Source organism: Myxococcus guangdongensis (assembly GCF_024198255.1).
Lineage (GTDB): Bacteria > Myxococcota > Myxococcia > Myxococcales > Myxococcaceae > Myxococcus > Myxococcus guangdongensis.
Genome location: NZ_JAJVKW010000009.1, coordinates 363,018 through 387,153, shown reverse-complemented (window position 1 = coordinate 387,153; position 24,136 = coordinate 363,018). Strand labels below are relative to the sequence as shown.

Sequence of the window (24,136 nt, the reverse complement as noted above, 5' to 3'; positions counted from 1 at the left end):
CTCCGTGGCTTCTCACCTCCCCAGGAATGGAGAGACGGACACGCCCTACCTAGCGACGTGGCCCCGGGGCGCCCAATCGAGTCCGTCGATGACGGTCATCGATGGCGAAGCCCTCCACCTGTGACCCCCCACGCCACAGACGGGCCGGATTTGTAACCTCCAAGGCTACGCCCTGGCTTCGAGGGCGGGAGTGACCCCAGGGTGAGGGTGGAACGGCACACCCGCTGCATTGCCAGCGAGCGCCACACGGTCGGGCGCAACCCACCACGACCGTGCGCTCCGTGCAGCAAGGGGGGCCGGGGGGCGGAGAGGGGGGACGCGGGGCCCGGCCGGTATCGACCGAGCCGGGCCTCCGCGGGGGCATTTCACGGGGCAACCTGACGATTGGACAGGGATGGACGACCGGAACTTCGCGTCACGTGGCCATGGTATCTTGAAGCTCATGTCTGCTTCCGACCGGGCCCGCACAGCACCTCCGACTCCCGACGTGAAGAACGATGCGGTCTGGAAGGTCGAGGCAAGGGAGTCCGGCGACGAGGCGCTCCACGTCACGCTCCCCTACGAGCAGGGCCGCCGCGCGTACGACGCCTCCACCGTGCGCCGCTTCCGGCTGACGGTGGTGGAGGGCCCCCAGTCGGGCAGCACGTGGGAGTCCACGGCGGACACGTGCTCGGTGGGCTCGCATCCGCTCAACGACTTCGCGGTGGATGACTCCACCGTGTCGCGCTTCCACTGCGAGATTCGCATCGGCCCCAAGGGCCCGCAGGTGCGCGACCTGGACAGCCTCAACGGCGTCATCCTGGATGGCGTCCTGGTGATGGAGGGCGTGCTGCGCAGCGGCTCGCTGCTGCGACTGGGCCGGGTGGTGCTGCGCTTCGACTTCAGCGCGGAGAACAACCGGCTGCCGGTGTCGGAGAGCACGCGCTTCGGGACGCTGGTGGGCGCGTCGGTGGCCATGCGCGTGTGCTTCGCGATGATGGAGCGCGCCGCGTCGCGCGACGTCACCGTGCTGCTGGAGGGCGAGACGGGCACGGGCAAGAGCCAGGCGGCCCAGGCCATCCACGAGGCGGGCCGGCGCAAGGACGGCCCCTTCCTGGTGGTGGACTGCGGCGCCATCCCCGCGCACCTGCTGGAGAGCGAGCTGTTCGGCCACGAGAAGGGCGCCTTCACCGGCGCGCTCCAGCGCCGCGCGGGCGTGTTCGAGGAGGCCATCGGCGGCACCGTCTTCCTCGACGAGATTGGCGAGCTGCCCGCGGAGCTGCAGCCCAAGCTGCTGCGCGTCCTGGAGAACCGGGAGATCCGCCGCGTCGGCAGCAACACGTACCAGCCGGTGGACGTGCGACTGATGGCGGCCACGCACCGCGACTTGCGCGCGGAGGTGAACGCGGGGCGCTTCCGCTCCGACCTCTTCTTCCGCCTCGCGGTGCTGAGAATCGCCCTGCCGCCCTTGCGTCAGCGGCCCGAGGATTTGCCGCTGCTGGTGGAGGGAATCCTGGGCACGCTGGGCGCGGACAAGGAGCGCACCGCGTCCCTGCGCACGCCGGACTTCCTGGCCCGGCTGCGCTACGCGGCGTGGCCCGGCAACGTGCGCGAGCTGCGCAACTACCTGGAGCGCTGCCTCGTCTTCGAGGAGGCGGTGGAGCTGACCGAGGACGAGTCGCGCTCGGGCAACCCCATGGAGGTGGACCCCACCCTGCCCTACGCGGACCAGCGCCGCCGCGCCGTCGACGACTTCGAGCGTCGCTACCTGCGCGCGCTCCTGGAGAAGCACCAGGGCAAGGTGGCCCAGGCCGCCGTCACCGCGGGCATGGACCGGGTGCACCTCTACCGGCTGCTGCGTCGGCACGGCATCAAGCCGTGAGCCTCACCGCCGTCCGGTGACGCGGGACCAGATGGCCCCGCCACCGGGCAGCGGCGCCGCGAGGAAGCCGGACTCCAGCCCTCGCAGTGCCGACTCGGTGGCCACCAGCCCCCCGTCCTTCGCGTCCGCCACCCACCCCGGCAGATGCAGCAGGCTCCCACCCGCGCGGCCCTCCGCGCCCGGCAGCTGGTCCACGTGGACGGTGATGGCCAGGTGCACCGGGGAGGCGGACTCGCGCGGGTCCTCGTCTCGCGCCCCTTCCTGCTCCAGGAGGGACAGCGCCGCCGCCAACACGCGCTCTCGCACGGCGCGCTCGGAGGCCGCGTCGTCCGGCAGCGGCGCCAGCGCCATCAGACAGCCGCTCCCCTCCAGTCGCACCTCCAACCCCACCTCGCGAGCGATGAGCCCCGTGCGCTCGAGCAGGGAGTCCATGCGCTCCAGGCTCGTCGAGTCGGGCGCGTGGGACATGCGGGCCTCCGCGTAGAGCGCCACCGCGTGGCCCGGGTTCGCGAGAGGCCCCACGCCGCCCACCGCGCGACGCAGCTCCTCCAGGAACAGGGCCACGTCCGGGTAGCGCTCCTCGCGAGTCTTGCCCAGACAGCGCAGCACCACGTCATCCAGGCCCGAGGGCACGGGCGCGCGCTCGGTGGGCCTGGGGGGCGGCGCGTGCAGGTGCTGCTCCTCCACCTCGTGCCGCGTGGCTCCCTGGAACGGAGGTTGCCCGGTGACGAGCTGGAACAGGAGCACGCCCAGCGCATACAGGTCCGTGCGCGTGTCCGGCACCTCACCGCGAATCTGCTCGGGCGCCATGGACAGGGGCGTGCCCAGGGCGACGCCCGTGTGCGTGAGCGAGGAGGCTCCGGGAACGCCCGGTGTCAGCGCCTTCGCCACGCCGAAGTCCACCAGCTTCACCCACAGGGCCTCGCCGCCGCCAGACAGGCGCATCACGTTCTGCGCCTTGAGGTCACGGTGCACCACGCCCGCGGCGTGCGCGACGCCCAGCGCGGCGCCCACCTGCTCCAGCACCTCCAGCGCCTCGCGTGAGGACAGGGGCCCTCGCGCGGACAGCTCCGCGGCCAGGTCCCTGCCCTCCAGCCACTCCATGGCGATGAAGGGCCGGCCTTCCGGGAGCTCGCCGTAGTCGAGCACCTGGACGATGTGCGGATGACTCAACCGCTGCAGCGTCGCCGCCTCCCGGCGGAAGCGGCGCAGCGCGGTGTCCGTGGACAAGGCCGACGACTGCAGGACCTTGAGCGCGGCGAGCGAACCGCTGCTCGCATCCCGAGCGCGATAGAGGGTGGAGACCGGCCCCCGGTAATGGACACGCTCCACGACCCAGCGCCCCACCAGCGCGCCGGGCCGCAGCTCCTCACCGTAGAGGGCCTCCACGCCTCCGCTCGTCATCGACTAGCGCTCCTTGCCCGGGCGAACCGTCCGCGAGCACAGCTTGCGCAGGCGCGCGTCCTTCACCGGGCCGCAGGCGTCATGCAGGAAGGTTGTCACCGGCTCCTTCCAGAGGCCGCCGTACGGGTCCTTGCAGCGCTCGTAGTCGCCATCCCCCGGCACCTCCGGGCCATCGTCGATCGCACACCGGCCCTCCCCCTTCGCGCCGCTCCCCCAGCAGGGGCCCGCCACCGTGGACGCGCAGTTGGCGCCAGAGCCGGGCAGCGCGCAGACGCGGTACGAGGAGTACGCCGCGCCGTTGCTCCACTGCGGGTCGTAACAGGAGTACATCCGCATGTAGATGGCACCATCCACCACCGCATCATCTCCCACCACGCGGTAGCGCGTGATGTCGCCCTGGCGGATCTCCTCCACGTACACCTGCGTGGCCAGCGCCTTCGAGTCGAAGATGTTGCCGTAGAAGGCGCCCTCGCGGACGCCGAAGACCTCCGCCTCCGCCAGCGGATAGGCCGACACTTCGGCGGGGTCCGCGGCCACGCTCACCGAACCGCTGTCACTGCTGTCGTACGGCGCGGACATCACGCTGAAGTACCCCTCCGCCGGGCAGGTGAAGCCGAGCACCGGCCCCGTGCCAGAGCAGCTCGACTCCGACTCGCCGAGCACCGTGTCGCGGCCGGTATCGCAGCCCACCACGCCCGAGCAGACCCGCAGCGCCATGCGCCCGCCGGACGAGGCCCCCAACGCCGGCCCCGGGCAGGAGACGGCGCCGCCCGCCCCGACCCAGACCTGCGAGCCCGGCAGACAGGAGCCGATACCGTCCGGCGTCCACCCGCAGTCACGCTGCGCGCCCGTCTCGCCCTCCTGGCAGCCCTCGAAGCTCGGCAGCTTCGTCGCCGTCGTCGGATCGTACTCCGCCGGCTTCGACACCGGCTCCAGGTAGAAGATGCTCGGGTTGTTGGTGACCTCGCCGCGGATGGACAGCTCCACGCGCCGGCCGAACGCGTTGTTGCGGGCCAGGAGGCACGCGGAGACGCGGTTGAGACACTCGGGCGTCGGCGCCGACGTCAGCCACTGCGTACACAAGCCCGCCTTGCCCTGCCACACCCCGGGGCCCGGCGTCGGCCCGCGCGGGTTGTAGTACCAGAGCACCTGGGTGGGCCCCAGCGCGCAGCTCACCAGGTAGCTCATGAACGTCTGGGCATCGGGATCATGCATCTGCTTGCGGATGTACGGGTCCCCGCCCGACGCGCTGAACAGGTCCTGCAGCTTCTGCGTCGCCAACATCCGGTTGGCCAGCGCGTTGGTGGAGAGGGCGTTGAGGACGAGCGCATCCGTGGACAGCGAGTTCGCGATGCGAATCTCCGCCCGGCTCTCTGCGACGTCGGACGTGGGGGCGTCCGCGACGGGCACACTCCCTCCTCCACAGCCGGCCAGGGCCCACAACAGCAAGGACACAAAACCCAACGGGGCGCGACGGACAGTGACACCCATGGACGCTCCTCCAGTGAAAAACATGAAATTGGAGAAATACCCCCCCACTGAAGCACGCTCCAGGCCAGCCGTGTCGCCAGTCACCCTCCCCTCTGGGACCCTCCCTGGGAGGTCCTCCTTTGTAGCGTGGGGAGTCACTCCCCGGCGGGTTTGTGACGTCCCGCGCTACACCCGCCCCACCGTGTCGCGCAGGGCCTCCCATCGAGTCCGCCAGAGGGGCGCGGAGGCGACGGCGCTCTCGGCGCGGGTCAGCCAGGTGCGGGCCTCGTCCGGGAGGCGGGAGCGGAAGGCCGAGTGGGCGGCCTGGAGCAGCAGCTCCGCCTTCTCATCGGGAGAGGCCAGCTCGCGGGCCTCGTCCTCCAGCGCCGTCCAGGCGGGGGACTCGTGCACCCCGCCTCCGCGCTCGGCCTCGCGCACCTGGAGCTCCACCAGCTTGCGCATGACGGCGGTGGGCGGCAGCGAGGCGGGCGGACAATGGAACTCGATCCAGCGCAGCTGCCGGGACGCCTCCTCCCAATCACCGAGCGCCACGCCGATGCGCGCGAGCAGCAGCGCGTCCACGGGCACCGGGTGCTCCAGGAAGAAGCGCACGCCGAGCTCATGGGCACGGCGCGCCAACGGGAGCGCCTCCTGCAAGCGCCCCTGCATGTAGAGCACCTCGGCGAGGTTGAAGGTGGACCAGCGCTCCACCTGAGCGTGTCCCAGCTCGCGCCCCAGCCCCATGGCGCGCCGCAGGTCCTCCTCCATCCGCGCCACATCGCCCTGCCCCAACCACAGGAGCACGCGGTTGATGAGCGTGGCGGCCAGGTGCAGCGCGTCGCCCGCGGCCTCGCAGCGGGCCAGGGCCTCCTCGAAGCGGGACGAAGCCTCGTCCGTGCGCTCGAGGAACGTCAGCGACGAGCCCAGCATGGTGAGGGCCACCACCAGCGTCTCATGCTCCCGCGCGCGCTCGGCGCCCTCGATGACGGAGTCGAGGATGCGGGCCGCCGGTCCCCACTCGCCCTGACGCACGTGCAGCCGACCGCGAGCCAGTGTGCAGCGCAGGGACAGGCGTGGGTCATCGAGCTGTTCGATTCGCTCCAAGGCCTCGCGGGCACAGAGCGTCGAGCCCTCCACGTCCTCCATCCAGTCGCGCGCGGTGGCCTCCTCCAGGAGCAGGTCCACGCACAGGGCCTTGTCCCCGCGGACCTCCGCCAGCGTGCGCGCGGAGGCCAGGTCTCCGAGCCCTTCGTGGAAGCGCTGGAGGCGATGGCGCACGCGTCCTCGACCCGCGAGGGCGCGCGCCCGTTGCTCCGAGTCGCGGTCCGGCAGCAGCGCGAGCGCACGGGTGTAGAGCTGCTCGGCCTCCACGGAGCGATGCGCGCGACGTGACTCCTCGGCGAGGGCGAGGAAGGCGGTGGCGGCCTCGTCATGCGCGCCACAGGCCGCGGCGTGGAGGGCGCGACGATGACGCTCGGAAGGTGAATCGCCGGAGGTCGCCAGTCGCGCGGCGGCATGCAGCGCGCGGCGTGTCACCGGCGGCAGGAGCGCTTCGATGGACTCGCGCAGCAAGGGGTGACGGAACGCGAAGCGGCCCAGACCCACGGGCCTCAGGAGCCCCGCGCGCGCCAGACGCTGCAAGCCCGCGCCCGCATCCAGCGAGGTGGCCATGCCCACGCCCTCCTCGGAGGGACCGAGGTGTCGAAGGGCCGCGTCCACGTGCTCGACCTCCAGCTCCGTTCCGAGCACCGCGCACAGTCGCGCGAGCCCGCCGTACGCATCCGGAAGTCCATCCAACGCGCGACTGGCGAGCCGCTGGAAGAGCGGCGTCACGGACACATCGAGCAGCGCGTCCGGTGCGATGTACCAACCTCCCCCGGGCGAGGCCCTCAACGCGCCCGCGGTCCGCAGCGCCACGGCCAGCTCGACGAGCGACAGCGGCACGCCCTGGGCCAGCTGCTCCAATCGCACGAGCACCGGCTCGGGGATGTGCTCCGCGGGGCGCAGCAGGTGCAGCAACAGCGCGCGACTGGCCTCTGGAGGCAGCGGCGGCAGGACATGTCGGACGGCGCTCGCGCTGCGCTCGCCCAGGTGGGGACGCAGGCCGAGCAGCGCCGGTCGAGCGACGACGCAGACCCAGAGCGGAGCGGACGCGCCCGTGAGCGTGGCGACCTCCAGCGCGTCGAGCGTCGTCGGGTCCGCCAGGTGCGCATCATCGAGCAACAGCACCCGGGGCAGCTCACGAGCGCGATGACGAAGCGCCTCGGCGAGCCAGCGCGCCGCCGCGTGACGTGCATCCGCGAGGGGGACGCCGCTGGTCCGAGGAGATTCGGGCAGGGGTGACGCCCCCTCGACGAGCGAGGCGCGCAGGCTCTCGAGCAACGCCTCCGGCGAGCGGACATCCGGAGCCGTGGCGCGCAAGCGGATGACCTGGGCCTGACCGCTCGACTCCAACCGCGCGGCGAGCGCGTCGATGACTCGCGACTTGCCGAGCCCCACGTCCGCTGTGACGACCGAGAAGCCGGGGACCTTCTCCGAGAGGCTGCGGAACGCCTCGTTCGTCAACGACTCCAGCAGGTCCTCGCGGCCGAAGAGTGGCGGCGGTTCGGACGAGGCACTGGACGCCGCGCTGTCGAGGAGCCGCAGTCGCCCCGAGTCCGAGGTGGACTCCAGAAGGCTCGCGGTGTCGCGCCCCACGGCCTCGGTGGCGCTGGGGTCCAGGCGCGCGGCGGCGGCCTCCGTGACGCGTGTCTCACCGGGCACCCACGCCTGCGGCCACCAGTCCGCCGGCGAGTCCAGCGCGGGCCCCGCCAACCGCAACGTGGACGCACCGACGCGCACGTGCAGCTCCGCCAGATGGAGCACGGCGGAGGCCTCCGACTCCTCGAGCAGCTTCCTCGCCGCGAGCGCGCCCGCGCGCACGTTCGCCTCGGCGGTGAGCGACTCCGCGAAGGCGATGACATAGCCACCGGGCCTCACCCGCGCGATGAGCCCTCCGCGCGGCTCGATGGCGGCCTTCACCGCGTCCAACGACAGCGGCGTGTGGAGCCCGAGCAGCGCCACCTGCCGAGGCCCCGCGCCCGACACGAGCGGCTGCTGCGGCGACACGGCCTCGCCCGACGCGACGGTGCCCAGGGCGCTGGTGGCGCGGCACGCGGCATCGAAGGCCGCGAGCACGTCGGGCGCCCTGGCGAAGCGCTCCATCGGAGACTTGGCCAGACAGGAGCGGAGGACATCATCGAGCGCGGCGGGGACCTCCGCGCGCTCGGAGACCTTCGGCGGCCGCAGACTGACGTGGCCGTGGCGGATCTGCTCCGGGCTGCCGACGAAGGGCGGCGCGCCCGTGAGCAGCTCGAAGAGGACGATGCCCAGCGAGTAGATATCGGCGGGAGTGCTGGCCAGCCGCGCGTCGAGACACTGCTCCGGAGCCATGTACAGCGGCGTGCCCAGCCGCTGCCCCGCGGGCGTCACGCCGGGCGGGAGCGCGTCCGACTCGTCCAAGTCCTCGAGGTCATGGAAGCGTGCGAGCCCCAGGTCGAGGAGGCTCAGCGCGCCGCCCTCGCGCAGGAAGATGTTCTCCGGCTTGAGGTCGCGATGCGCCACGCCCGCCGCGTGCGTGTGCTCCAGCGCCGAGCACAGTCCGCGGAGCAGCTCACGCACGCGAGGCAGTGACGCGGCGCCTGAGCCCGGCAGCGCCGCCATCCACGCCGCGAGCGTCTGCCCGTGCAGGTGCTCCATCACCAGGAAGGGCCGACCGCGCGCGACGCCGTGCTCGAGGAGCTCCGGGACGATGGGAGCCCCCACGCGCCGCAGCGCCGCGGCCTCGCGCGCGAAGCGCTCGTGATGCGGACCATGACCGACCTTGAGCGCCACCTCGCGACCGTCCGAGTCGCGATACGCGGTGAACACCTGGGAGAAGCCACCACGGCCCAACGGCGCGGCGCCGCGCACGCCCGGCACGTCCGTGAGCGTCAGTGTCCCGGCGAGCGAGCCGCCTGGAACACTCGCGCCGTGCACGGGACAAGCCGCGCCCGGAGCAAGGCGGCGGTGGCAGTTCAGGCAGCGCATCGGTGTGGAGACGCTACCAGAGCGACTGCGACAGGACGATGGCAACGCCCACCAGCCCCTCGCCCGCGATGCAGCCCGCCGCGAGCGTCACCACTCGCCCTTCGGCTGTCGTGGATTTCACGTAGCTCACGACTCCGGAGATGACGCCCCCGAGGAAGAAACCGAGCGCGTACGATGCGGGCATCAGGCAGGCCAACCCCATGCCGACGGGTGAGGGCATCCATCGACTCCACCGTGGAGGGAGCAGGCGCTCGGCGAGCACGAGGACCGCCGCCACGAGCGCGGCCCACCTCACCGCCGCGCGAGTCATCGGCGCCAGGCTGTCGAGTCCGGAAGCGAGTATCCGCGCGACGCCCGCGGTGGTGAAGACGCCGGGTGCGGGGAAGCGCTCACCGCCCAGCGCCTCCGGGTTCGGCACGAGCAGGAAGAACAGCGGTACCACCGCGAGCGCGCCGATGCCCGAGCCGATCAACTGCGCGAGGAACAGGCGACGGGGATTGGCCCCCAGCAGGTGTCCCGTCTTCAAGTCGGTGAGCAGGTCCGCGGACGAGGACGCCGTGTTCACGGTGATGCCCGCGGTGGCGAGGTTGGCCTGCACCTGGTTCGGCAACAGCACGCCGTAGGTCACCTGCGTCACCTGCCCCAGGGCTCCGACAGGCGTCGAGTCGGTCTCACCCGTGACACGACAGGAGATGAGGCACAGTACGAAGGACATCGCCACGGCGAGCGCTCCGTGCGCCACGGGGACACCGAACCCGACGTAGGCCACGGCGACGGACGCGGGCGTCAGCACGGCGATTCCCGTGAGCAACCAACGCCGTGGGACCTGCAGCGCGTCCACCGGATGCGGCCTTCGAGGCTCTCTTGAGAAGACTCCGCGGAGCGCACGACCGACGACACGGCCCTGGAGCAGGAAGTGGAGCAACGAGCCGACGACGAGCGCGGCGGTGCCGGGCCACAAAGTCCATTCGAGGTGGTTCCCCTCCTTCACGTCGACGACGCCCGCGGAGAACACGTGGGGCGCGACGACACCGTGGATGAGCACCGCGCCCAGCAACATCGACGTCGTGATGCGCGGCCCCAACAGCACGCCCGCGCCGATTGGCAGCAGGCTCAGATCGAATCCGAACCCCAAGCGCTCCAAGGTGAGTCCACGCCAGGTCCCCGGGAACGGGAGCGAGACGGGCAGCTTCCCCCACGCATCCCGCGTCAGCGTGACGAGGCCCGAGAAGAGACCGCCACCTCCGAGCAGCCGCAACCGGAGCGACGCCTCCGAATCCGTCGCGTGAATGGCGCGGATGGTGGTGGCCGCGACGGTGCCGGACGCGAAGGGCAGCTGCTCATGGTCCACGAGCCGCCGCTTGAAGGGCACGGCGAAGAGGACCCCGAGCGCGGACAGGAAGAAGGTCCACGCGAGCAGCACCGGACCCGAGGGATGGTGGCCGGTGACGACGAGCCACGCGCCCTGCACGGACACGAGCGCGCCACCGGTGGCATAGCCCGCGGCCGACGCCACGGTCTGCGCGTTGCACGTCTCCAGCGGAGACAACGGCGCGCCCGCGACGCCGGGGACCAGGCGCCGGAACAAGCCATGGGCGCCCTGCGCGAGCAGCACGGCGGTGATGGCGACACCGAAGACGATGCCCGTCTTGAGCCCGACGTAGAGGTTGGTGGCGCAGGTCACCAGACCGATGGCCGCGCCCAACAGGACCGAGCGCAACGTGAACTGCGGCAGCCGGTCTCCCTGGTACACGTGCTCCAGCCAATACGTGTCCGTGGCCTCGGGCGAGTCCCCCGGGATGCTCAGCAGGGTCAGTGACGCGGCAGACGGCGCGAGCGAAGACGCCGTTGCCTCGGGCGATGCTTGAGGGGGGGACAAAGCCATGGGCCGCCCCATCTTTCCATCCCGCCCCCCTTCCGCACGAGCCCCTCTCGTCGCTTCCGGGTGAACACGCGGTGGCCGGGAGGACTCAGCGACGCTGCACGGCCAACATGAGCAGGTAGCGGTCCGACGTCCCGGGAAGGTAACGCTCCAGGTGGAGCGAGCCGGGACGGAAGCCCATCTCATCGAGGAAGCGGAACACGCGATGCGCGGCCACGTCGTCACGCAGGCCGCACTCCAGGGTGGCGAAGAGCGTGGGCGGGACCTCCTGGCGCCGCGCGCCCGCGGGAGTCCGCCTGCTCGCCTTGATGCGGAACCCGACCTCCCCCGACAGCCGTCCATCCTGCGAGTCGAGCGTCCGCACATAGCCGCTGGTGAGCACCGGCACACCTCGTTGCTGCAAGGCCCGCTTCCTGGAGGCGACATCCGCGCGGAACGGGAGCGGCGCTTCAACCGCGCTCGCGGGGAACCAGACGAGGACGGAGGGCTCGCTCCAATGCTCCAGATGCAGCGGAGGACGCTCGGGTGTCAGTCCGCGCAGGTACTGGTTCGCGACCTGGAGCGAGAGCAGCCTCGCGGCCATCTCCTGCCGCCACGAGGACAGCATCGCCTCCCTCGAGCGGACGTCCTTGCGGAGGAAGTCACGGATGGCGCGGAGGGAGATGCCCGCGGCGCGAAGGCTTCCGAGGAAGCGGGCCTCCGCGACCTGCTTCGGCGAATACGCGCGATAGCCGTTGTCCTGCCGCTCGGCGGGGACGAGCAGGCCCTTGCGCTCGTAGAAGCGCAGGGCGCTCGCGGAGATGCCACAGCGTTCGGAGAACTGGGAAATCGACAGCATGCGACGACATTCTCCTGGAGCTTCAACCTGGTTCAAGGTGCAGGGTATGACCGCATGAACATCTCCATCGTGTCCCTGGACGGCCTGCAACTGGTCGGCCTCAAGGTCGTGGGCCGCCGCAGCGAGCTGAGCCACCGCGTCCCCCTGGCGTGGACCGAGCTCGTCGCGCGTCTGGACTCCGTTCCGAACGCCGTGAATCCGGACGTGCTGTACGGCGTGTTCCCGGAGAGTGACCACCTGAAGGAGAGCGTCGACGGTGTCTACACATACAGCGTCTGCGTCCAGGTCAGCCACCTCGGCCCGGTTCCCGAGGGGATGAGCGCTCGGGAGCTTCCTCCGCGCGAGTACGCCATGGCGACGGCGCTCGGCGATGCATCCGCCATCGGCGCGGCGTACATGGGACTCGCGAAGTGGGAGGAGGAGCAGGAGCGGAAGACGGATGTGGGGGCAGAGTGCATCGAGCGCTACGAACGCCGCCGACAGTGGGTGCTGCCCCCCTACGAGCGCTTCGACTACGACATCCTGAGGCCACTGCTGGCCAGCAAGACGCCTCGGAACGGGTGAGTTTCGAGCACGGACCCGCTGGCTTGCCTCGTGTGGAAACGCTTTCCTAGCCTGTCCACATGAGCTCGATATTCAGACCTTCGTCCTCCCTGTTGCTGTTGAGCGTGGTGGTGGCCTGCGGCGCACCGAGCGAGTCGGAGGTGGCGGAGCGCTCGTCCCATGAACAGCGGGAGCCGCTCGGGGCGAGCGAACTCATACCGGGTCCATGGACCTCCACGTACGGAGGAATCGAGGGCTTCGGAGATGTGGCGGTGCAGTCGAGCGGACATGTGGCGTTCGTGGCCACGTCGTCCTGGGACATCCTTGTCGCGCGGTTCGACCCGAGCGGGCGGCCCCTCTGGACGCGGCGCTTCGGCGACGAGAACTACCAGCAGGCCACGGGCCTCGCGGTGGACGGCGCGGGCAACATCTTCGTCACGGGGGACTACTGGGGCTCGCTCGACTTCGGTGGCGGTCCCCTACCCTGCCGTGGCGAGCCGGGCGACCCGCGCGCGTTCCTGGCGAAGCTCGACGCGCAGGGCGCGCACGTCTGGAGCCGCTGCTTCGGGGACGCGGGCCAGCAGCAGACCGGCGTGCTCGTCGCGGCGAGCAACGGCGATGTGTTGGTGAGCGGGTACTTCGAGCACTTCATCGACTACGACACCGGGCCGATTCCCGCGACGGGGCCGTTGAATCAATTCGTCGCGAGGCTCGCCGGAAGCACGGGGGCCCTCGTCTGGCACCGCCAATACGACGCGGGCACGGCCACCGCGCTCACGTCGCTGGCGTTGGACGACCAGGAGAACCTCTACCTCAGCAGCGGCTACATGGACGTGCTGTCGGTCGACGGAGTGCCCTGGCTCACCGCGCCGGGCTTCAATGTCTACCTGATGAAGCTGGACGCCCACGGCCTTCCCCTCTGGGCGAAGGGCCATGGCGCGCTGAGGACACAAACGCACTGGCGACTGGCCGCGGACCACCAGGGCCAGGTCGTCGCGACAGGCGCCTTCATCGGCACGGTGGACCACGGCGGAGGGCCGCTCTTCAGCGCGGACGGTGACGTGTTCGTCTCCGCGTTCGACAGTGATGGCAACAACCGCTGGAGCCGGAGCTTCGGCGGCCCCGGCTTCGACTGGGCCTACGACGTGGACGTCGACCCCTTGGGCAGCCCCGTGGTGACGGGCACGTTCAGCAGTCGCATCGACTTCGGTGACGGACCGCTGACGAGCGCGGGGGGCGATGATGTCTACGTGGTGAAGCTCGGTCGCGACGGCGAGACGTGGTGGAGCCGAGGCTTCGGCGACCTGGGCAACCAGTCCGCGCAGCGTGTCGTCACAGCGGGTCGACGGGATGTCGTCCTGTGGGGACGCCTGCTCGGGACGTTGGACTTCGGCGCGGGCCCGGTGACGGGGAGGTCGTCGACGGACTCGTTCCTGACACGCGTCTCGCCGGAGTAGACGCGAACCGCTCAGCGAGCGCCTGGTCGGGAGGGCCACACCGAGGAGAGCTCCTCCGCGTGTGGCAGGCCCTCCACCGCGCCGGGCCTCTCGACGACCCTCGAGCCCACGGCGCACGCGAACGTCGCCAGCACCACCAGCTCCTCGCGCGTGGCGGACTCCAGCGCACGGGTTCCGCCGTACCAACGCACCAGCCCGTGGAGGAGCCCCGCGACGAAGCCATCCCCCGCGCCCGTGGTGTCCACCACCCGCGTGCGCGGCGCTGGCACATGGACGTCCTCCCCCTTCCAGCGGAACAGCGCGCCCCGCTCGCCGAGCGTCACCACCGGCAGCTTCACGCCCATGGCGGACAGTCGCGTGAGCGCCTCCTCGGGAGACTCGGTGCCGGTGACGAAGCCGATCTCCTCCTCGGACAGCTTCACCACGGTGCACAACGGCAGCATCCGCGCGAGCAGCGTCTGGAGCTGCGTCGGATCTTCCCACGCATGCAGTCGCAGGTTCGGATCACAGCTGACGATGCGGTCCGCCTCACGCGCCAGACCGAGCATCCGCAGCGTCGCGAGCTGGGCGTCCTCTCGCTGCAGGGAGTTGGAGCCACAGTGCACCGCGCGGGCTCCAAGCAGGAAGTCCGCGTCCACGTCGGCCTGTCCCAGCAGGAACTCCGCGGAGCGGGTGCGGAAGAAGGTGAAGCTGCGCTCACCTTTCGCATCCAGGGAGATGAACACCAGCCCGGTGCGAGCCTCCGTCGTCTGTCGCAGGTGGCTGACGTCCACGCCCTCGCGCGACAGACTGTCTTTGAGGAAGTGGCCGAACTCATCCGAGCCCACCACGCCGAGCATCGCGGGCTTCAACCCCAGCCTCGCCAGTCCCACGGAGACGTTGGCCGGAGAGCCACCGGGACACGGGTGCCACGCGGGCACGTCACGCACGCGCTTGCCCTGCTCGGAGGGGAGGAAGTCCACCAGCGTCTCACCGAAGCACACCACGTCCAGCGGCGACTCCTGCCCCTCGCTCATGTGACCTCTCTCGTGTGACGGCGTCGCGACGTCGGAAACCGCGTCAGTCCAGTCCCACCTGGGCCATGAAGTCCACGCTCTTGAGGCGTCGTCCCAGGTGGTGGGCGATGAACACGTTGAGCAGGCTCCGGGCGCGGGCACGCAGGTCCGGGGGCAGAGGCGTGCGGGCCCCTTCCTGGAGCGCCCGCAGGCCGGACAGCAGCGCGGAGGGGACGAGCACCGCCTCCCGGGCCCGGACGCTGCACGCCTCGCATACCGCGCCGCCGTGCGCCTGGTCGAAGCGCGGGTGCTCACCGGGCGCGCCGCCACACAGCGAGCACGCATCGAAGCGCGGCATCAGGCCCGCGTGGGCGAGCGCCGACAGCTCGAAGGCCAGCAGCGACGTGGGCCCCGCCTCCTTCGCGTCCAGGCGGCCCAGGTAGCCCTCGAGCAGGACGAAGAGCTCCGGGTGCGGCTCATGGTCTCGCGTCAGCTCGCGGCACAGCTCCACCGAGTACAGGGCCCGGGCGATGAGCGACAGGTCCTCGCGCGCGGCGTAGTACCCGGCGACGATGTCGGTGGAGTCCAGCCGCACCGTGGAGCCGCGCGTCTCGACGATGTGCACGCGCAGCCGCATGAACGGCTCCAGCGCGCCCGCGAAGCGCCGCTTGCTCTTGCGTGCCCCCGCGGCGAAGGCCGTCAGCTTCCCATGCTCGCGCGTCAGCAGCGTGACGAGCCGGTCCGACTCGCCGTAGTCCACGGTGGACAGCACGAGCGCATCGTCGTCGTAGCGCTCCATGGCGTCATTCAACGCGCGAGCGGAGAAGGAAGCTTCCCGCTCAGCACGAGGAACACGTAGAGGCCCAGCGCCAGGGCCACCAGGAGGACGGACAGCCCCACGTAGGCCCGCTTGCGGCGCTCCTGCTCCAGCTGCGCGGGCGACGGCGCCGGCACCGAGCGGTCCACCTCCTCGTACCGGAGGATGGCCTCCTCGGGCGACAGGCCAATCACCTGGGCGTACGCCTTGATGTAGTTCACCACGAAGATGCGCGAGGGCAGCCGCTCCACCTGCCCTGCTTCGAGCGCGGAGATGAGCGTCGGGGGAATCTTGGTCTCTCGCGCGACATCCTCGCGAGACATCCCTCGAAGCTCCCGCTGCTGGCTGAGGTACTTGCCGAAGTCGACGTGGTCCACGGTGCGCCCAGATAGCAGAAGACTAGAGCTTTTCGAGCAGCCTTCGGCAGTCGTCCCTCAGCTCCTGTTCGCCCGCCTTCGCCTTGGCCTCACAGGTGGAGAAGGCCTGCCGGGCCCCTTCGGCCTGTCCCAGCTTCGCCAGGCACACGCCCTCGCGCATGTGGGCATCGGCTGCTTCCGGGCAGTTCTCACGGTAGCGGGAGAAATTGCGGCACGAATCGTCCAGCTTGCCCGTCTCGTCGAAGATGATGCCCAGGTTGCGGTAGCCCATGCAGAAGCCGGGGTTGGTCGTCACCGCCGCCTTGAGGCTGCCCACCGCCCGCTGCGTCTCACCCTTCTTGTACAGCGCCCAGCCCATGTTGCCCTGCGCGATGTAGGGCGTCACGTAGAGCATGTCGTTGAGGACCTGCTCGTACAGCTTGATGGCCTCGTCGTAGCGACCCTGGTCCAGGTGCACGTTGGCCAGATTGGTGCGGGCCTCGGAGAAGGTGGGGCGCACCTTCAAGGCGCGCTCATAGTGCCCCATGGCCTCCCCCGGCCGCGCGAAGACCAGGTGCAGCAGGATGCCGATGGCGTTGTTCGCCTCCGGATAGTCCGGGTCGTTCTCCAGCGACACCTGCAGCTCGCGCAGCGCGTCCTGGACGTGGCCCTGCTGCTGGGCCTGGAGCGCCAGGTCGTAGTGGATCTCCGCCTTGCGGCGCTCCTTCTCCGAGGGGACATGGGCACAGCCGGCGAGCACGAGCGCGAGGAGCGCGGAGGCGAAGCGGAGCATGGGACGGTTCTCGACGACGGGGGTGAGCAAGACTCAGAAGGCCGCGAGGAAGCGGCCCAGGGTGGTGGTGACGTTCTTCTTCTCTTCGGCGCGAGCCTTCACCGCGGGCACCAGCGTGGGGTCCTTGAAGAAGACCGGCAGCGTCTTGAGCCACTCGTCCTGCTGCTCCGGGGGCTGACCGCGCCAGTTGGCGTCATCCATCATGAAGCCGAGCGACTCGACGAACGCGAGCGCGTCCGACTCGTCCTCGCGGTACTCGTCCGCCGTCGTGTTGCGGCGCCCGGACAGGTACACCGCGCAGTCCTCGGCCTCGGCCAGGTACAGGTACACGAAGACGGCGGCGCCCTGCCCTCCGCGCAGCCCCACCACGAACGCCTGGGCCGGCCCGGCCTGCTTGCCGGGGATGGCCACGTGCGGCGTGTTGAGCGAGGTGTGCAGCGCGAGGATCTGCTCGCGCGTCGCGGGAAGGCCGCGGTAGCGCTCGTCCAGGTTGAACACGTCGTGTCTCCGAGAGTCTCGCCCCTCAGCGCGTGGTGAGGGTGAACTCCTGCGTGATGTCCTTCGACTCCGCCGCCGACGTCTGGAAGCGGATGAGCGGGTTGTCGATCATCACGTTGCCACCGCCCTCGTTACCCTCGCCAATGATGACCCGGAACAGGTGCTTGGGCGAATCGCTGCGCTTGGAGCCGGTGGAAATCTTCCGGGCCATCAACATCACCTGGTTCGCCCCGGGCTTGAGGTGCTGGGTGATGTCCGCGACCACCTGGTCCTCGTTGCCACGCAGCTTCCGCAGCCACCGGGAGTTCACGTACACCTCGATGTCGTACTCCGTCATCCCGGGCACGGTCTGCTCCGTCACCAGCCAGTAGCGCTGGGTGATGCGCGTCGGCTGCTGCGTGGCCGTGGCCACCGCCGGCTGCGCCGAAGCCGTCCCCGCCGTGGGCACCGCCTGGGCCGCCGGAGCCGCCGTGGCGGCGCCGCCCGCGGGCACCACCGCCTGCGCCGCGCTCGGCGTGGGCGCCGCCGGGGTGGGCGTCGTCACCGTCGAGACGCGGTACCCCGCCGCCTCGATGTGGACGTTGCCAGCCTCGTCGATGCGGACGGAGGCCTTCTCGAACTTCTGGTTGGTGACGCCGTCGATCAACACGCCGTTGAGATAGACGGAGCCCGCGAGGCTGCTCAGCGGGGCGAGCGTCACCAGGGTGGCGACGAGCGCCGCGCGCGAAAAGGGCCGATTCATGGGTTCACTCCTTGGAATCTCCAACAGTCCCGGGCACTTGCAACGCTTAGCGCACCCTGGGGACCGGGACAAGGCGCACATGCCTCCGCTTGGAGCGGCCATGGCGCGGCGAGATTCACCTGGGGTGTATCAGGGCGTGGGGACCGGGTCCGCCTCGCGCTGGGCGAGCGCCCAATCACCGCCCAGGCCATGGCCCTCGCGGAAGCGGCGGAAGTCGCGGCGGACGGCTCGGGGGTAGCGCCGGAAGCGGTCCAGCTCACCCTGCTTGATGGCGTTGCGGATGCGGGTGGGGCCGGCGTTGTAGGCCATCAGCGCCATCTCCAGGTCGCCGCCGAAGCGGTCCTGCAGCGAGCGCAGGTAACGGATGCCCAGCCGCACGCACAGCGCCGTGTCGGCCGTCACCTCTTCCCGGGAGAGGCGAAGGCCCTCCTTCTCCGCCAGGAAGTGGAGCGTGCTGGGCTTGATCTGCATCAGCCCCCGCGCGCCCTTGTCGGACACGGCCTCCTCGGCGAAGTCCGACTCCACGTCGATGAGCGCCAGCACCAGGAGCGGATCATACCCCGCCGTCCGGGCCTCCTCGGCGATGGCGTTCCCCAGCTGCCGGCGCAGCGTGAGGCCCAGGCCCGGAGCCCGCCTGGCGAGCACGAGGTCGATGAGGGACGCCTCCGGAGAGGGGCTCTCGGCGACCACGCGCTCGGGAAGGACAGGCTGGACCGAGCGCTCCTCCAGCAGCGGCACCAGCCGCGCGGACATGACGAGCGCCACCCCCGCCAGCAGGGGGAGTCGGGAACAGCCTGAGCTCAGAGCGTGGAGAGATTCGAAGAAACGCGTCGCGAACGACCTCCCGCCCGTGGGGGCGGGAGAAGTCACTTGCGTTGCTCCAGGGCCTGGATGCGCTCGGCCAGGCGCTCCAACCGGGAGCCGAACGCCTGGAGCTCCTCGCGACGGGGGAGCTTCATCCGCGTGAGGGCCGTGCGAACCCGGTCCTCCACGTTGTGCTCCAAGTCCTTCCGGTGACCCGCCAGCCGGTCCGAGAAGGCCTGGGCCTGGCGCTTCACCTCGTCCTGGCTCCAGCCGGCCACGGACGCCACCTTCTGCACCGCGCGGGAGGCCTCCTCTTCCGCGGTGTTCACCGCGAGGAGCGCCTGACTCCAGATGCGCTCAAAAGTTTCCGCGACAGGGTTCTTCTCTCGGGGGGCCTCGGGCTTGTTGTCCAATGGGTCTCTCCGGGAGGGGGTGTACCAGACCCGTGGGCCTGGAACAGTCGAACGGACCTGCCACGTAATCACACCCCCGGGGTGAAGGAAACGAGAACGAGCCCCCTCCCCTCCCTCATGTCCACTCGTGGAGTGGGAAGGGGGCACCATGCGTCAACCACGCGTCGCTGTTCAGGCGCGGGGCGCGGAGTCGGTGCCCTTCGAGGCACCCGAGCGTCGGATGGGCTTCAAGAGCGAGTCCACCTTGCGCGACAGCTTGGACAGCTCCTTGTTGAGCTCCTGCAGCTGGGACTGGCTGGCCACGCCCACCGCGCCCACCACCTTGGTCTGCAGCCCGTCCAGGCGCTTCTTCAGCTCGGCGCCGGCCGCGTCCACCTTCTTGCCCAGCTCCTTCACGCGCGGGTCCGCGAGCAGCTCTCCGGCCTGGAACCGGGTCCACAGGGCCTGGGCCTCCTTCGTGGCCTCCTGACGGCGGGCGTCCAGCGCCTTCACCACCTTGCCGGCCTCACCCTCCAGCTCCTCGATGCGCTTCTGCGCCTGGGCGAGCTGCGCCTTCAGGAAGACCTCCACGTTGGAGAAACCGCCCTTCGCCGCCTCGGCGCTCGCGTCCACCTCGGGGGTCGTCTCCTCGTGCTTCGTCTCCGCCTGCTTCGTCGTGTCCACCTGCTTCGTCGTGGCCATGTGTCGTCCTCCCCTTTTCACCCGGCACCACCGGGCAGTAACCCAATGAGTCAAACTCTCCGCGCGAAACTTAACGCAGCGCGCCATGGCCGTCAAGACAGACGTCCAGGAAAGCCCGACTAACTGGGTCCGAAAATGAAACCGCCGCCCCGGCACGAAGACCGGAGCGGCGGGAGGACTGCACCCAGGTTCGCCCGAGGGGCGACCCGGCGAGCGCTAGGCGGCGCCCGTCGTCTGGGTGCCTTCCGGACGGGACGCCGGAGCGGACAGGGGCCCGCCGTCGCCGTGGGCACCGGCCAGCGCGGCCTCCATCTCGTTGACCTCGTCGGTCGGGCTCTCCACCTCGATGTCGAGGTGCTTGTAGTTCGGCAGGCCCGTGCCGGCGGGGATGAGCCGGCCCATGATGACGTTCTCCTTGAGGCCGCGCAGGTAGTCCACCTTGCCGTTGATGGCGGCCTCGGTGAGCACCTTGGTGGTCTCCTGGAAGGAGGACGCCGAGATGAACGACTCGGTGGAGAGCGAGGCCTTGGTGATGCCGAGCAGCAGCGGCTCACCCACGGCCGGGCGCTTGCCCTCGGCCATGATCTTCTCGTTCTCCTCCTCGAACACCCACTTCTCGACCTGCTCGTCGACCAGGAAGTTGGTGTCGCCCACATCCGTGACGCGCACCCGGCGCAGCATCTGCCGGACGATGGTCTCGATGTGCTTGTCGTTAATCTTCACGCCCTGGAGGCGGTAGACCTCCTGCACTTCGTCCACCAGGTAGCGCGCGAGCTCCTTCTCGCCCAGCACCTTGAGGATGTCGTGCGGGTTGGCCGCGCCGTCCATCATCGCCTCGCCGGCCTTCACGCGGTCGCCGGAGTGGACACTGATGTTCTTGCCCTTGGAGATCAAATACTCCTTGGCCAGGTCCGTGCGCTGCTCGCCGTTCACCTCGGGGGTGATGATGAGCTTGCGCTTGCCCTTGGTGTCCTTGCCGAACGACACCACGCCGTCGATCTCCGCGATGGCCGCGGCATCCTTCGGCTTGCGCGCCTCGAACAGCTCGGCCACGCGGGGCAGACCGCCCGTGATGTCCTTCGTCTTGGTCGTCTCGCGGGGCACCTTGGCGATGACTTCGCCCGGGTGGATCTCATCGCCGTCGTTGACGGTGATGATGGAGCCCTGCGGCAGGAAGTAGCTCGCCGGGTTGCGGGACGAGGGCAGGTCCTTCGTGTTGCCCTGGGCGTCGCGGATGGAGACGCGCGGGCGCGCCTCCGGGTCCTTCGACTCGATGATGGTCTTGCGCGACAGACCCGTCACCTCGTCCAGGGTCTCGGACATCGTCACGCCTTCGATGATGTCCTCGTAGCGCACGGTGCCGCCCACCTCGGTGAGCAGCGGAATCGCGAACGGATCCCACTCCGCCAGCAGCGTGCCCGCCTCGATGCGCTGGCCCTGCTTCACCAGGATGCGGGCGCCGTAGATGACCTGGTAGCGCTCGCGCTCGCGGCCGGAGTCGTCGACGACGACCAGCTCGCCGTTGCGGTTCATCGCCACGAGCGTGCCGTCCGTCTTCTGCACCGTGGTGAGGCCCGCGAACTTCACGCTGCCCGCGTACCGGTTCTCCAGGCTGGACTGCTCCGCGCGCCGCGTCGCCGCGCCACCGATGTGGAACGTGCGCATCGTCAGCTGCGTACCCGGCTCGCCGATGGACTGCGCCGCGATGACGCCCACGGCCTCGCCCACGGCCACCTTGCGGCCACGCGCCAGGTCACGGCCGTAGCACTCCACGCAGATGCCGCGCTTGGCCTGGCACGTGAGCACCGAGCGGATCTTCACCTTGTCCAGGCCGCTGTTCTCGATGCGGCGGACGCGGTCCTCGTCGATCTCCTCGTTGGCGCGCACCAGCACCTCGCCCGTGACGGGGTCGAGGATGTCGTCCAGGGCCACGCGGCCCAGGATGCGCTCGCCGAGCGGCTCGATGATCTCACCACCCTCGACCAGGGCGCCGATGAACAGACCGTCCATGGTGCCGCAGTCGTACTCGTTGATGATGGCGTCCTGCGCCACGTCGACGAGACGGCGGGTGAGGTAACCGGAGTTGGCCGTCTTGAGCGCCGTGTCCGCCAGACCCTTGCGGGCGCCGTGCGTGGAGATGAAGTACTGCAGAACCGAGAGACCCTCGCGGAAGTTCGCGGTGATGGGCGTCTCGATGATTTCGCCGGAGGGCTTCGCCATCAGTCCGCGCATACCGGCGAGCTGACGGATCTGCTGGGCGCTACCACGCGCGCCCGAGTCGGCCATGATGTAGATGGGGTTGAACGACGGCTGCTTGCGCGACTCGCGCTTGCCGTCCTTGTCCCCGGAGGCCTCCTCCTGGGAGATCTGCTGCATCATCTCCTGGGCGACCTTCTCCGTCACCTCGGCCCAGATATCGATGACCTTGTTGTAGCGCTCACCGTCGGTGATGAGGCCCTCGAGGTACTGGTTCTCGATCTCCGCCACTTCCTTGCCCGCGTAGTCCAGGAACTCCTGCTTCTTCGCAGGGATGATCATGTCCTTGAGGGCGATGGAGATGCCGGCGCGCGTGGCGTTGTAGTAGCCGAGGCTGCGGATGCGGTCCGCGAGCAGCACCGTCTCCTTCTCGCCGGTGAGGCGGTAGCAGAGGTCGATGAGGCCGCCGAGCGACTTCTTGTCGAGCACCTTGTTGATGGCGTCGAAGCCCACGCGGCGGGGAACCACCTCCCACAGCAGGACGCGGCCGACGGTGGTCTCCTTGCGCTTGCCGTCGATGCGGCAGACCACCTTCGCCTGCAGGTGCACCTCGCCGTGGTCGTGCGCGGCGCGGACCTCGTCGGGCGAGCTGAACACGCGGCCCTCGCCGTTGGCGAACTCGCGGGCGCGGGTCATGTAGTAGATGCCGAGCACCATGTCCTGCGTCGGGACGATGATGGGCTTGCCGTTCGCGGGGCTGAGGATGTTGTTCGTCGACATCATCAGCACGCGGGCCTCCATCTGGGCTTCGATAGAGAGCGGCACGTGCACGGCCATCTGGTCACCGTCGAAGTCGGCGTTGAACGCCGCGCAGACGAGCGGGTGCAGCTGGATGGCCTTGCCCTCGATGAGCACGGGCTCGAAGGCCTGCATGCCCAGGCGGTGCAGCGTGGGCGCGCGGTTGAGGAGCACCGGGTGCTCGCGGATGACGTCCTCGAGGATGTCCCAGACCTCGGGACGCTCCTTCTCCACCATCTTCTTCGCCGACTTGATGGTGGTGACGTAGCCCTTCTCTTCGAGCTTGTTGTAGATGAACGGCTTGAACAGCTCGAGCGCCATGATCTTCGGCAGGCCGCACTGGTGCAGGCGCAGCTCGGGACCGACGACGATGACGGAGCGGCCCGAGTAGTCCACGCGCTTGCCGAGCAGGTTCTGACGGAACCGGCCCTGCTTGCCCTTGAGCATGTCGGACAGCGACTTGAGCGGGCGCTTGTTGGGGCCCGTGATGGTCTTGCCGCGGCGGCCGTTGTCGAACAGCGCGTCGACGGCCTCCTGCAGCATCCGCTTCTCGTTGCGGATGATGATGTCCGGAGCGTTGAGCTCCTGCAGGCGCTTGAGACGGTTGTTGCGGTTGATGACGCGGCGGTACAGGTCGTTCAGGTCGGAGGTCGCGAAGCGGCCACCGTCGAGGGGAACGAGCGGGCGCAGGTCCGGCGGAATCACCGGAATCACGTCCAGCATCATCCACTCGGGCTTGTTGCCGGAGACGCGGAACGCCTCGGCCACCTTCAGGCGCTTGGCGTACTTCTTCCGCTTCGCCTCGCTGGTGGTCTCGCGCATGTCCTTGCGCAGCGCCTCGGACAGCTTCTCCACGTCCAGGCCCTTGAGCATCTCACGGACGGCCTCGCCGCCCATGCCCGTGGTGAAGGAGTCCTCACCGTGCTCCTGGTAGAGCCGGTGCATCTTCTCCTCGCTGATGAGCTCACCGGCCTGCAGCGGCGTCGACTTGGGGTCGAGGACGATGTAGCTCTCGCAGTAGAGGACCTTCTCCAGCTCCTTGAGCGTGATGTCCAGCAGGTTGCCGATGCGGCTGGGCAGCGACTTGAGGAACCAGATGTGGGCGACCGGCGTGGCCAGGGTGATGTGACCCAGGCGCTCGCGGCGGACCTTCGACTGGATGACCTCCACGCCACACTTCTCACACACCACGCCACGGTGCTTCATGCGCTTGTACTTGCCGCAGTTGCACTCGTAGTCCTTCACCGGCCCGAAGATGCGGGCGCAGAACAGGCCGTCACGCTCCGGCTTGAACGTACGGTAGTTGATGGTCTCGGGCTTCTTCACCTCACCGTGCGACCACTGGCGGATCTTGTCGGGCGACGCCAGCGCGATGCGAATGGCGTTGAACGACAACGGGTCCTTCGGCTTCTCGAAGAAGTTGAAAATGTCCTTCACGTTGCCTCCGAAATCTCGTGAGGCGTCCCCCGTGGGGAACGCCAGCTGATTCGGGCCCCCGCCCCGGACCCGGCCGCGCCCAC

The 24,136-nt window shown here is 69.8% G+C and carries 18 protein-coding genes; 3 read left to right on the top strand and 15 right to left on the bottom strand.

The features are described 5' to 3' along the window. The first annotated feature begins 442 nt into the window (after window positions 1-442). Complete coding sequence (locus tag LXT21_RS27530; RefSeq protein WP_254041161.1) at window positions 443-1,861, top strand: sigma 54-interacting transcriptional regulator; 1,419 nt, start codon at window positions 443-445, stop codon at window positions 1,859-1,861. A 3-nt stretch (window positions 1,862-1,864) separates the two neighbouring features. Here the strand turns inward: LXT21_RS27530 and LXT21_RS27525 are convergent, their stop codons facing one another. The 5 genes from LXT21_RS27525 to LXT21_RS27505 all read right to left on the bottom strand — a co-directional run bounded on the left by LXT21_RS27525 (window position 1,865) and on the right by LXT21_RS27505 (window position 11,523). Then, entirely contained in the window at window positions 1,865-3,265 is a 1,401-nt protein-coding gene (locus tag LXT21_RS27525) for a serine/threonine-protein kinase (RefSeq protein ID WP_254041160.1), read from the bottom strand. Between the two features lie 3 nt (window positions 3,266-3,268). After that, window positions 3,269-4,675, bottom strand: coding sequence for a hypothetical protein (locus tag LXT21_RS27520; RefSeq protein ID WP_254041159.1), 1,407 nt, complete (start codon window positions 4,673-4,675; stop codon window positions 3,269-3,271). 246 nt (window positions 4,676-4,921) lie between these two features. Continuing rightward, a complete protein-coding gene (locus tag LXT21_RS27515) occupies window positions 4,922-8,803 on the bottom strand; it encodes a serine/threonine-protein kinase (protein WP_254041158.1) in 3,882 nt (1,293 codons plus the stop codon). 13 nt (window positions 8,804-8,816) lie between these two features. Beyond that, entirely contained in the window at window positions 8,817-10,688 is a 1,872-nt protein-coding gene (locus LXT21_RS27510; protein WP_254041157.1) for an OPT family oligopeptide transporter, read from the bottom strand. Between the two features lie 85 nt (window positions 10,689-10,773). After that, window positions 10,774-11,523: a MerR family transcriptional regulator gene (locus LXT21_RS27505; RefSeq protein WP_254041156.1), complete on the bottom strand. Its 750-nt coding sequence runs from the start codon at window positions 11,521-11,523 to the stop codon at window positions 10,774-10,776. Window positions 11,524-11,577: 54 nt separating this feature from the next. Between LXT21_RS27505 and LXT21_RS27500 the strand changes: the two genes are divergently transcribed. Together LXT21_RS27500 and LXT21_RS27495 are read left to right on the top strand one after the other, a co-directional pair. Beyond that, a complete protein-coding gene (locus tag LXT21_RS27500; protein WP_254041155.1) occupies window positions 11,578-12,087 on the top strand; it encodes a GyrI-like domain-containing protein in 510 nt (169 codons plus the stop codon). Between the two features lie 59 nt (window positions 12,088-12,146). Further along, window positions 12,147-13,523: an SBBP repeat-containing protein gene (locus LXT21_RS27495; RefSeq protein WP_254041154.1), complete on the top strand. Its 1,377-nt coding sequence runs from the start codon at window positions 12,147-12,149 to the stop codon at window positions 13,521-13,523. Window positions 13,524-13,534: 11 nt separating this feature from the next. Here the strand turns inward: LXT21_RS27495 and LXT21_RS27490 are convergent, their stop codons facing one another. The 10 genes from LXT21_RS27490 to rpoC all read right to left on the bottom strand — a co-directional run bounded on the left by LXT21_RS27490 (window position 13,535) and on the right by rpoC (window position 24,053). Beyond that, window positions 13,535-14,539: a carbohydrate kinase family protein gene (locus tag LXT21_RS27490; RefSeq protein WP_254041153.1), complete on the bottom strand. Its 1,005-nt coding sequence runs from the start codon at window positions 14,537-14,539 to the stop codon at window positions 13,535-13,537. A 43-nt stretch (window positions 14,540-14,582) separates the two neighbouring features. Beyond that, complete coding sequence (gene recO / locus LXT21_RS27485) at window positions 14,583-15,317, bottom strand: DNA repair protein RecO (protein ID WP_254041152.1); 735 nt, start codon at window positions 15,315-15,317, stop codon at window positions 14,583-14,585. Between the two features lie 8 nt (window positions 15,318-15,325). After that, the gene (locus LXT21_RS27480) at window positions 15,326-15,712 is read right to left on the bottom strand and encodes a helix-turn-helix domain-containing protein (RefSeq protein WP_254041151.1); all 387 of its coding nucleotides are present in this window, start codon (window positions 15,710-15,712) and stop codon (window positions 15,326-15,328) included. Between the two features lie 22 nt (window positions 15,713-15,734). Further along, window positions 15,735-16,484 (bottom strand): social motility TPR repeat lipoprotein Tgl, encoded by a 750-nt coding sequence (tgl, locus tag LXT21_RS27475; protein ID WP_254041150.1) that lies wholly within the window; start codon window positions 16,482-16,484, stop codon window positions 15,735-15,737. A 33-nt stretch (window positions 16,485-16,517) separates the two neighbouring features. Further along, window positions 16,518-16,982, bottom strand: a complete 465-nt coding sequence (locus LXT21_RS27470) for a hypothetical protein (RefSeq protein WP_046713319.1) — start codon at window positions 16,980-16,982, stop codon at window positions 16,518-16,520. 25 nt (window positions 16,983-17,007) lie between these two features. After that, window positions 17,008-17,724 carry a hypothetical protein gene (locus tag LXT21_RS27465; protein WP_254041149.1) on the bottom strand — a complete coding sequence of 239 codons (717 nt, stop codon included), beginning with the start codon at window positions 17,722-17,724 and terminating at the stop codon, window positions 17,008-17,010. A gap of 129 nt (window positions 17,725-17,853) precedes the next feature. After that, window positions 17,854-18,594, bottom strand: a complete 741-nt coding sequence (locus LXT21_RS27460) for a lytic transglycosylase domain-containing protein (protein WP_254041148.1) — start codon at window positions 18,592-18,594, stop codon at window positions 17,854-17,856. After that, the gene (locus LXT21_RS27455) at window positions 18,591-18,941 is read right to left on the bottom strand and encodes a phasin family protein (RefSeq protein ID WP_254041147.1); all 351 of its coding nucleotides are present in this window, start codon (window positions 18,939-18,941) and stop codon (window positions 18,591-18,593) included. Before LXT21_RS27455 ends, LXT21_RS27460 begins: the two co-directional genes overlap by 4 nt. A 171-nt stretch (window positions 18,942-19,112) precedes the next feature. Next, on the bottom strand, window positions 19,113-19,622 hold the full coding sequence (locus tag LXT21_RS27450; protein WP_254041146.1) for a hypothetical protein: 510 nt from the start codon (window positions 19,620-19,622) through the stop codon (window positions 19,113-19,115). A gap of 216 nt (window positions 19,623-19,838) precedes the next feature. Further along, window positions 19,839-24,053 carry a DNA-directed RNA polymerase subunit beta' gene (gene rpoC, locus LXT21_RS27445; protein WP_254041145.1) on the bottom strand — a complete coding sequence of 1,405 codons (4,215 nt, stop codon included), beginning with the start codon at window positions 24,051-24,053 and terminating at the stop codon, window positions 19,839-19,841. Window positions 24,054-24,136 lie beyond the last annotated feature (83 nt).

What these genes read in the sequence shown, in the direction of transcription:
- LXT21_RS27495 (WP_254041154.1), top strand. Translation starts at nt 12,147, where the DNA reads ATGAGCTCGATATTCAGACCTTCGTCCTCCCTGTTGCTGTTGAGCGTG.
- LXT21_RS27500 (WP_254041155.1), top strand. Translation starts at nt 11,578, where the DNA reads ATGAACATCTCCATCGTGTCCCTGGACGGCCTGCAACTGGTCGGCCTC.
- LXT21_RS27465 (WP_254041149.1), bottom strand. Translation starts at nt 17,724, where the DNA reads ATGAATCGGCCCTTTTCGCGCGCGGCGCTCGTCGCCACCCTGGTGACG.
- LXT21_RS27490 (WP_254041153.1), bottom strand. Translation starts at nt 14,539, where the DNA reads ATGAGCGAGGGGCAGGAGTCGCCGCTGGACGTGGTGTGCTTCGGTGAG.
- recO (WP_254041152.1), bottom strand. Translation starts at nt 15,317, where the DNA reads ATGGAGCGCTACGACGACGATGCGCTCGTGCTGTCCACCGTGGACTAC.
- LXT21_RS27530 (WP_254041161.1), top strand. Translation starts at nt 443, where the DNA reads ATGTCTGCTTCCGACCGGGCCCGCACAGCACCTCCGACTCCCGACGTG.
- LXT21_RS27505 (WP_254041156.1), bottom strand. Translation starts at nt 11,523, where the DNA reads ATGCTGTCGATTTCCCAGTTCTCCGAACGCTGTGGCATCTCCGCGAGC.
- LXT21_RS27525 (WP_254041160.1), bottom strand. Translation starts at nt 3,265, where the DNA reads ATGACGAGCGGAGGCGTGGAGGCCCTCTACGGTGAGGAGCTGCGGCCC.
- tgl (WP_254041150.1), bottom strand. Translation starts at nt 16,484, where the DNA reads ATGCTCCGCTTCGCCTCCGCGCTCCTCGCGCTCGTGCTCGCCGGCTGT.
- LXT21_RS27510 (WP_254041157.1), bottom strand. Translation starts at nt 10,688, where the DNA reads ATGGCTTTGTCCCCCCCTCAAGCATCGCCCGAGGCAACGGCGTCTTCG.
- LXT21_RS27515 (WP_254041158.1), bottom strand. Translation starts at nt 8,803, where the DNA reads ATGCGCTGCCTGAACTGCCACCGCCGCCTTGCTCCGGGCGCGGCTTGT.
- LXT21_RS27450 (WP_254041146.1), bottom strand. Translation starts at nt 19,622, where the DNA reads ATGGCCACGACGAAGCAGGTGGACACGACGAAGCAGGCGGAGACGAAG.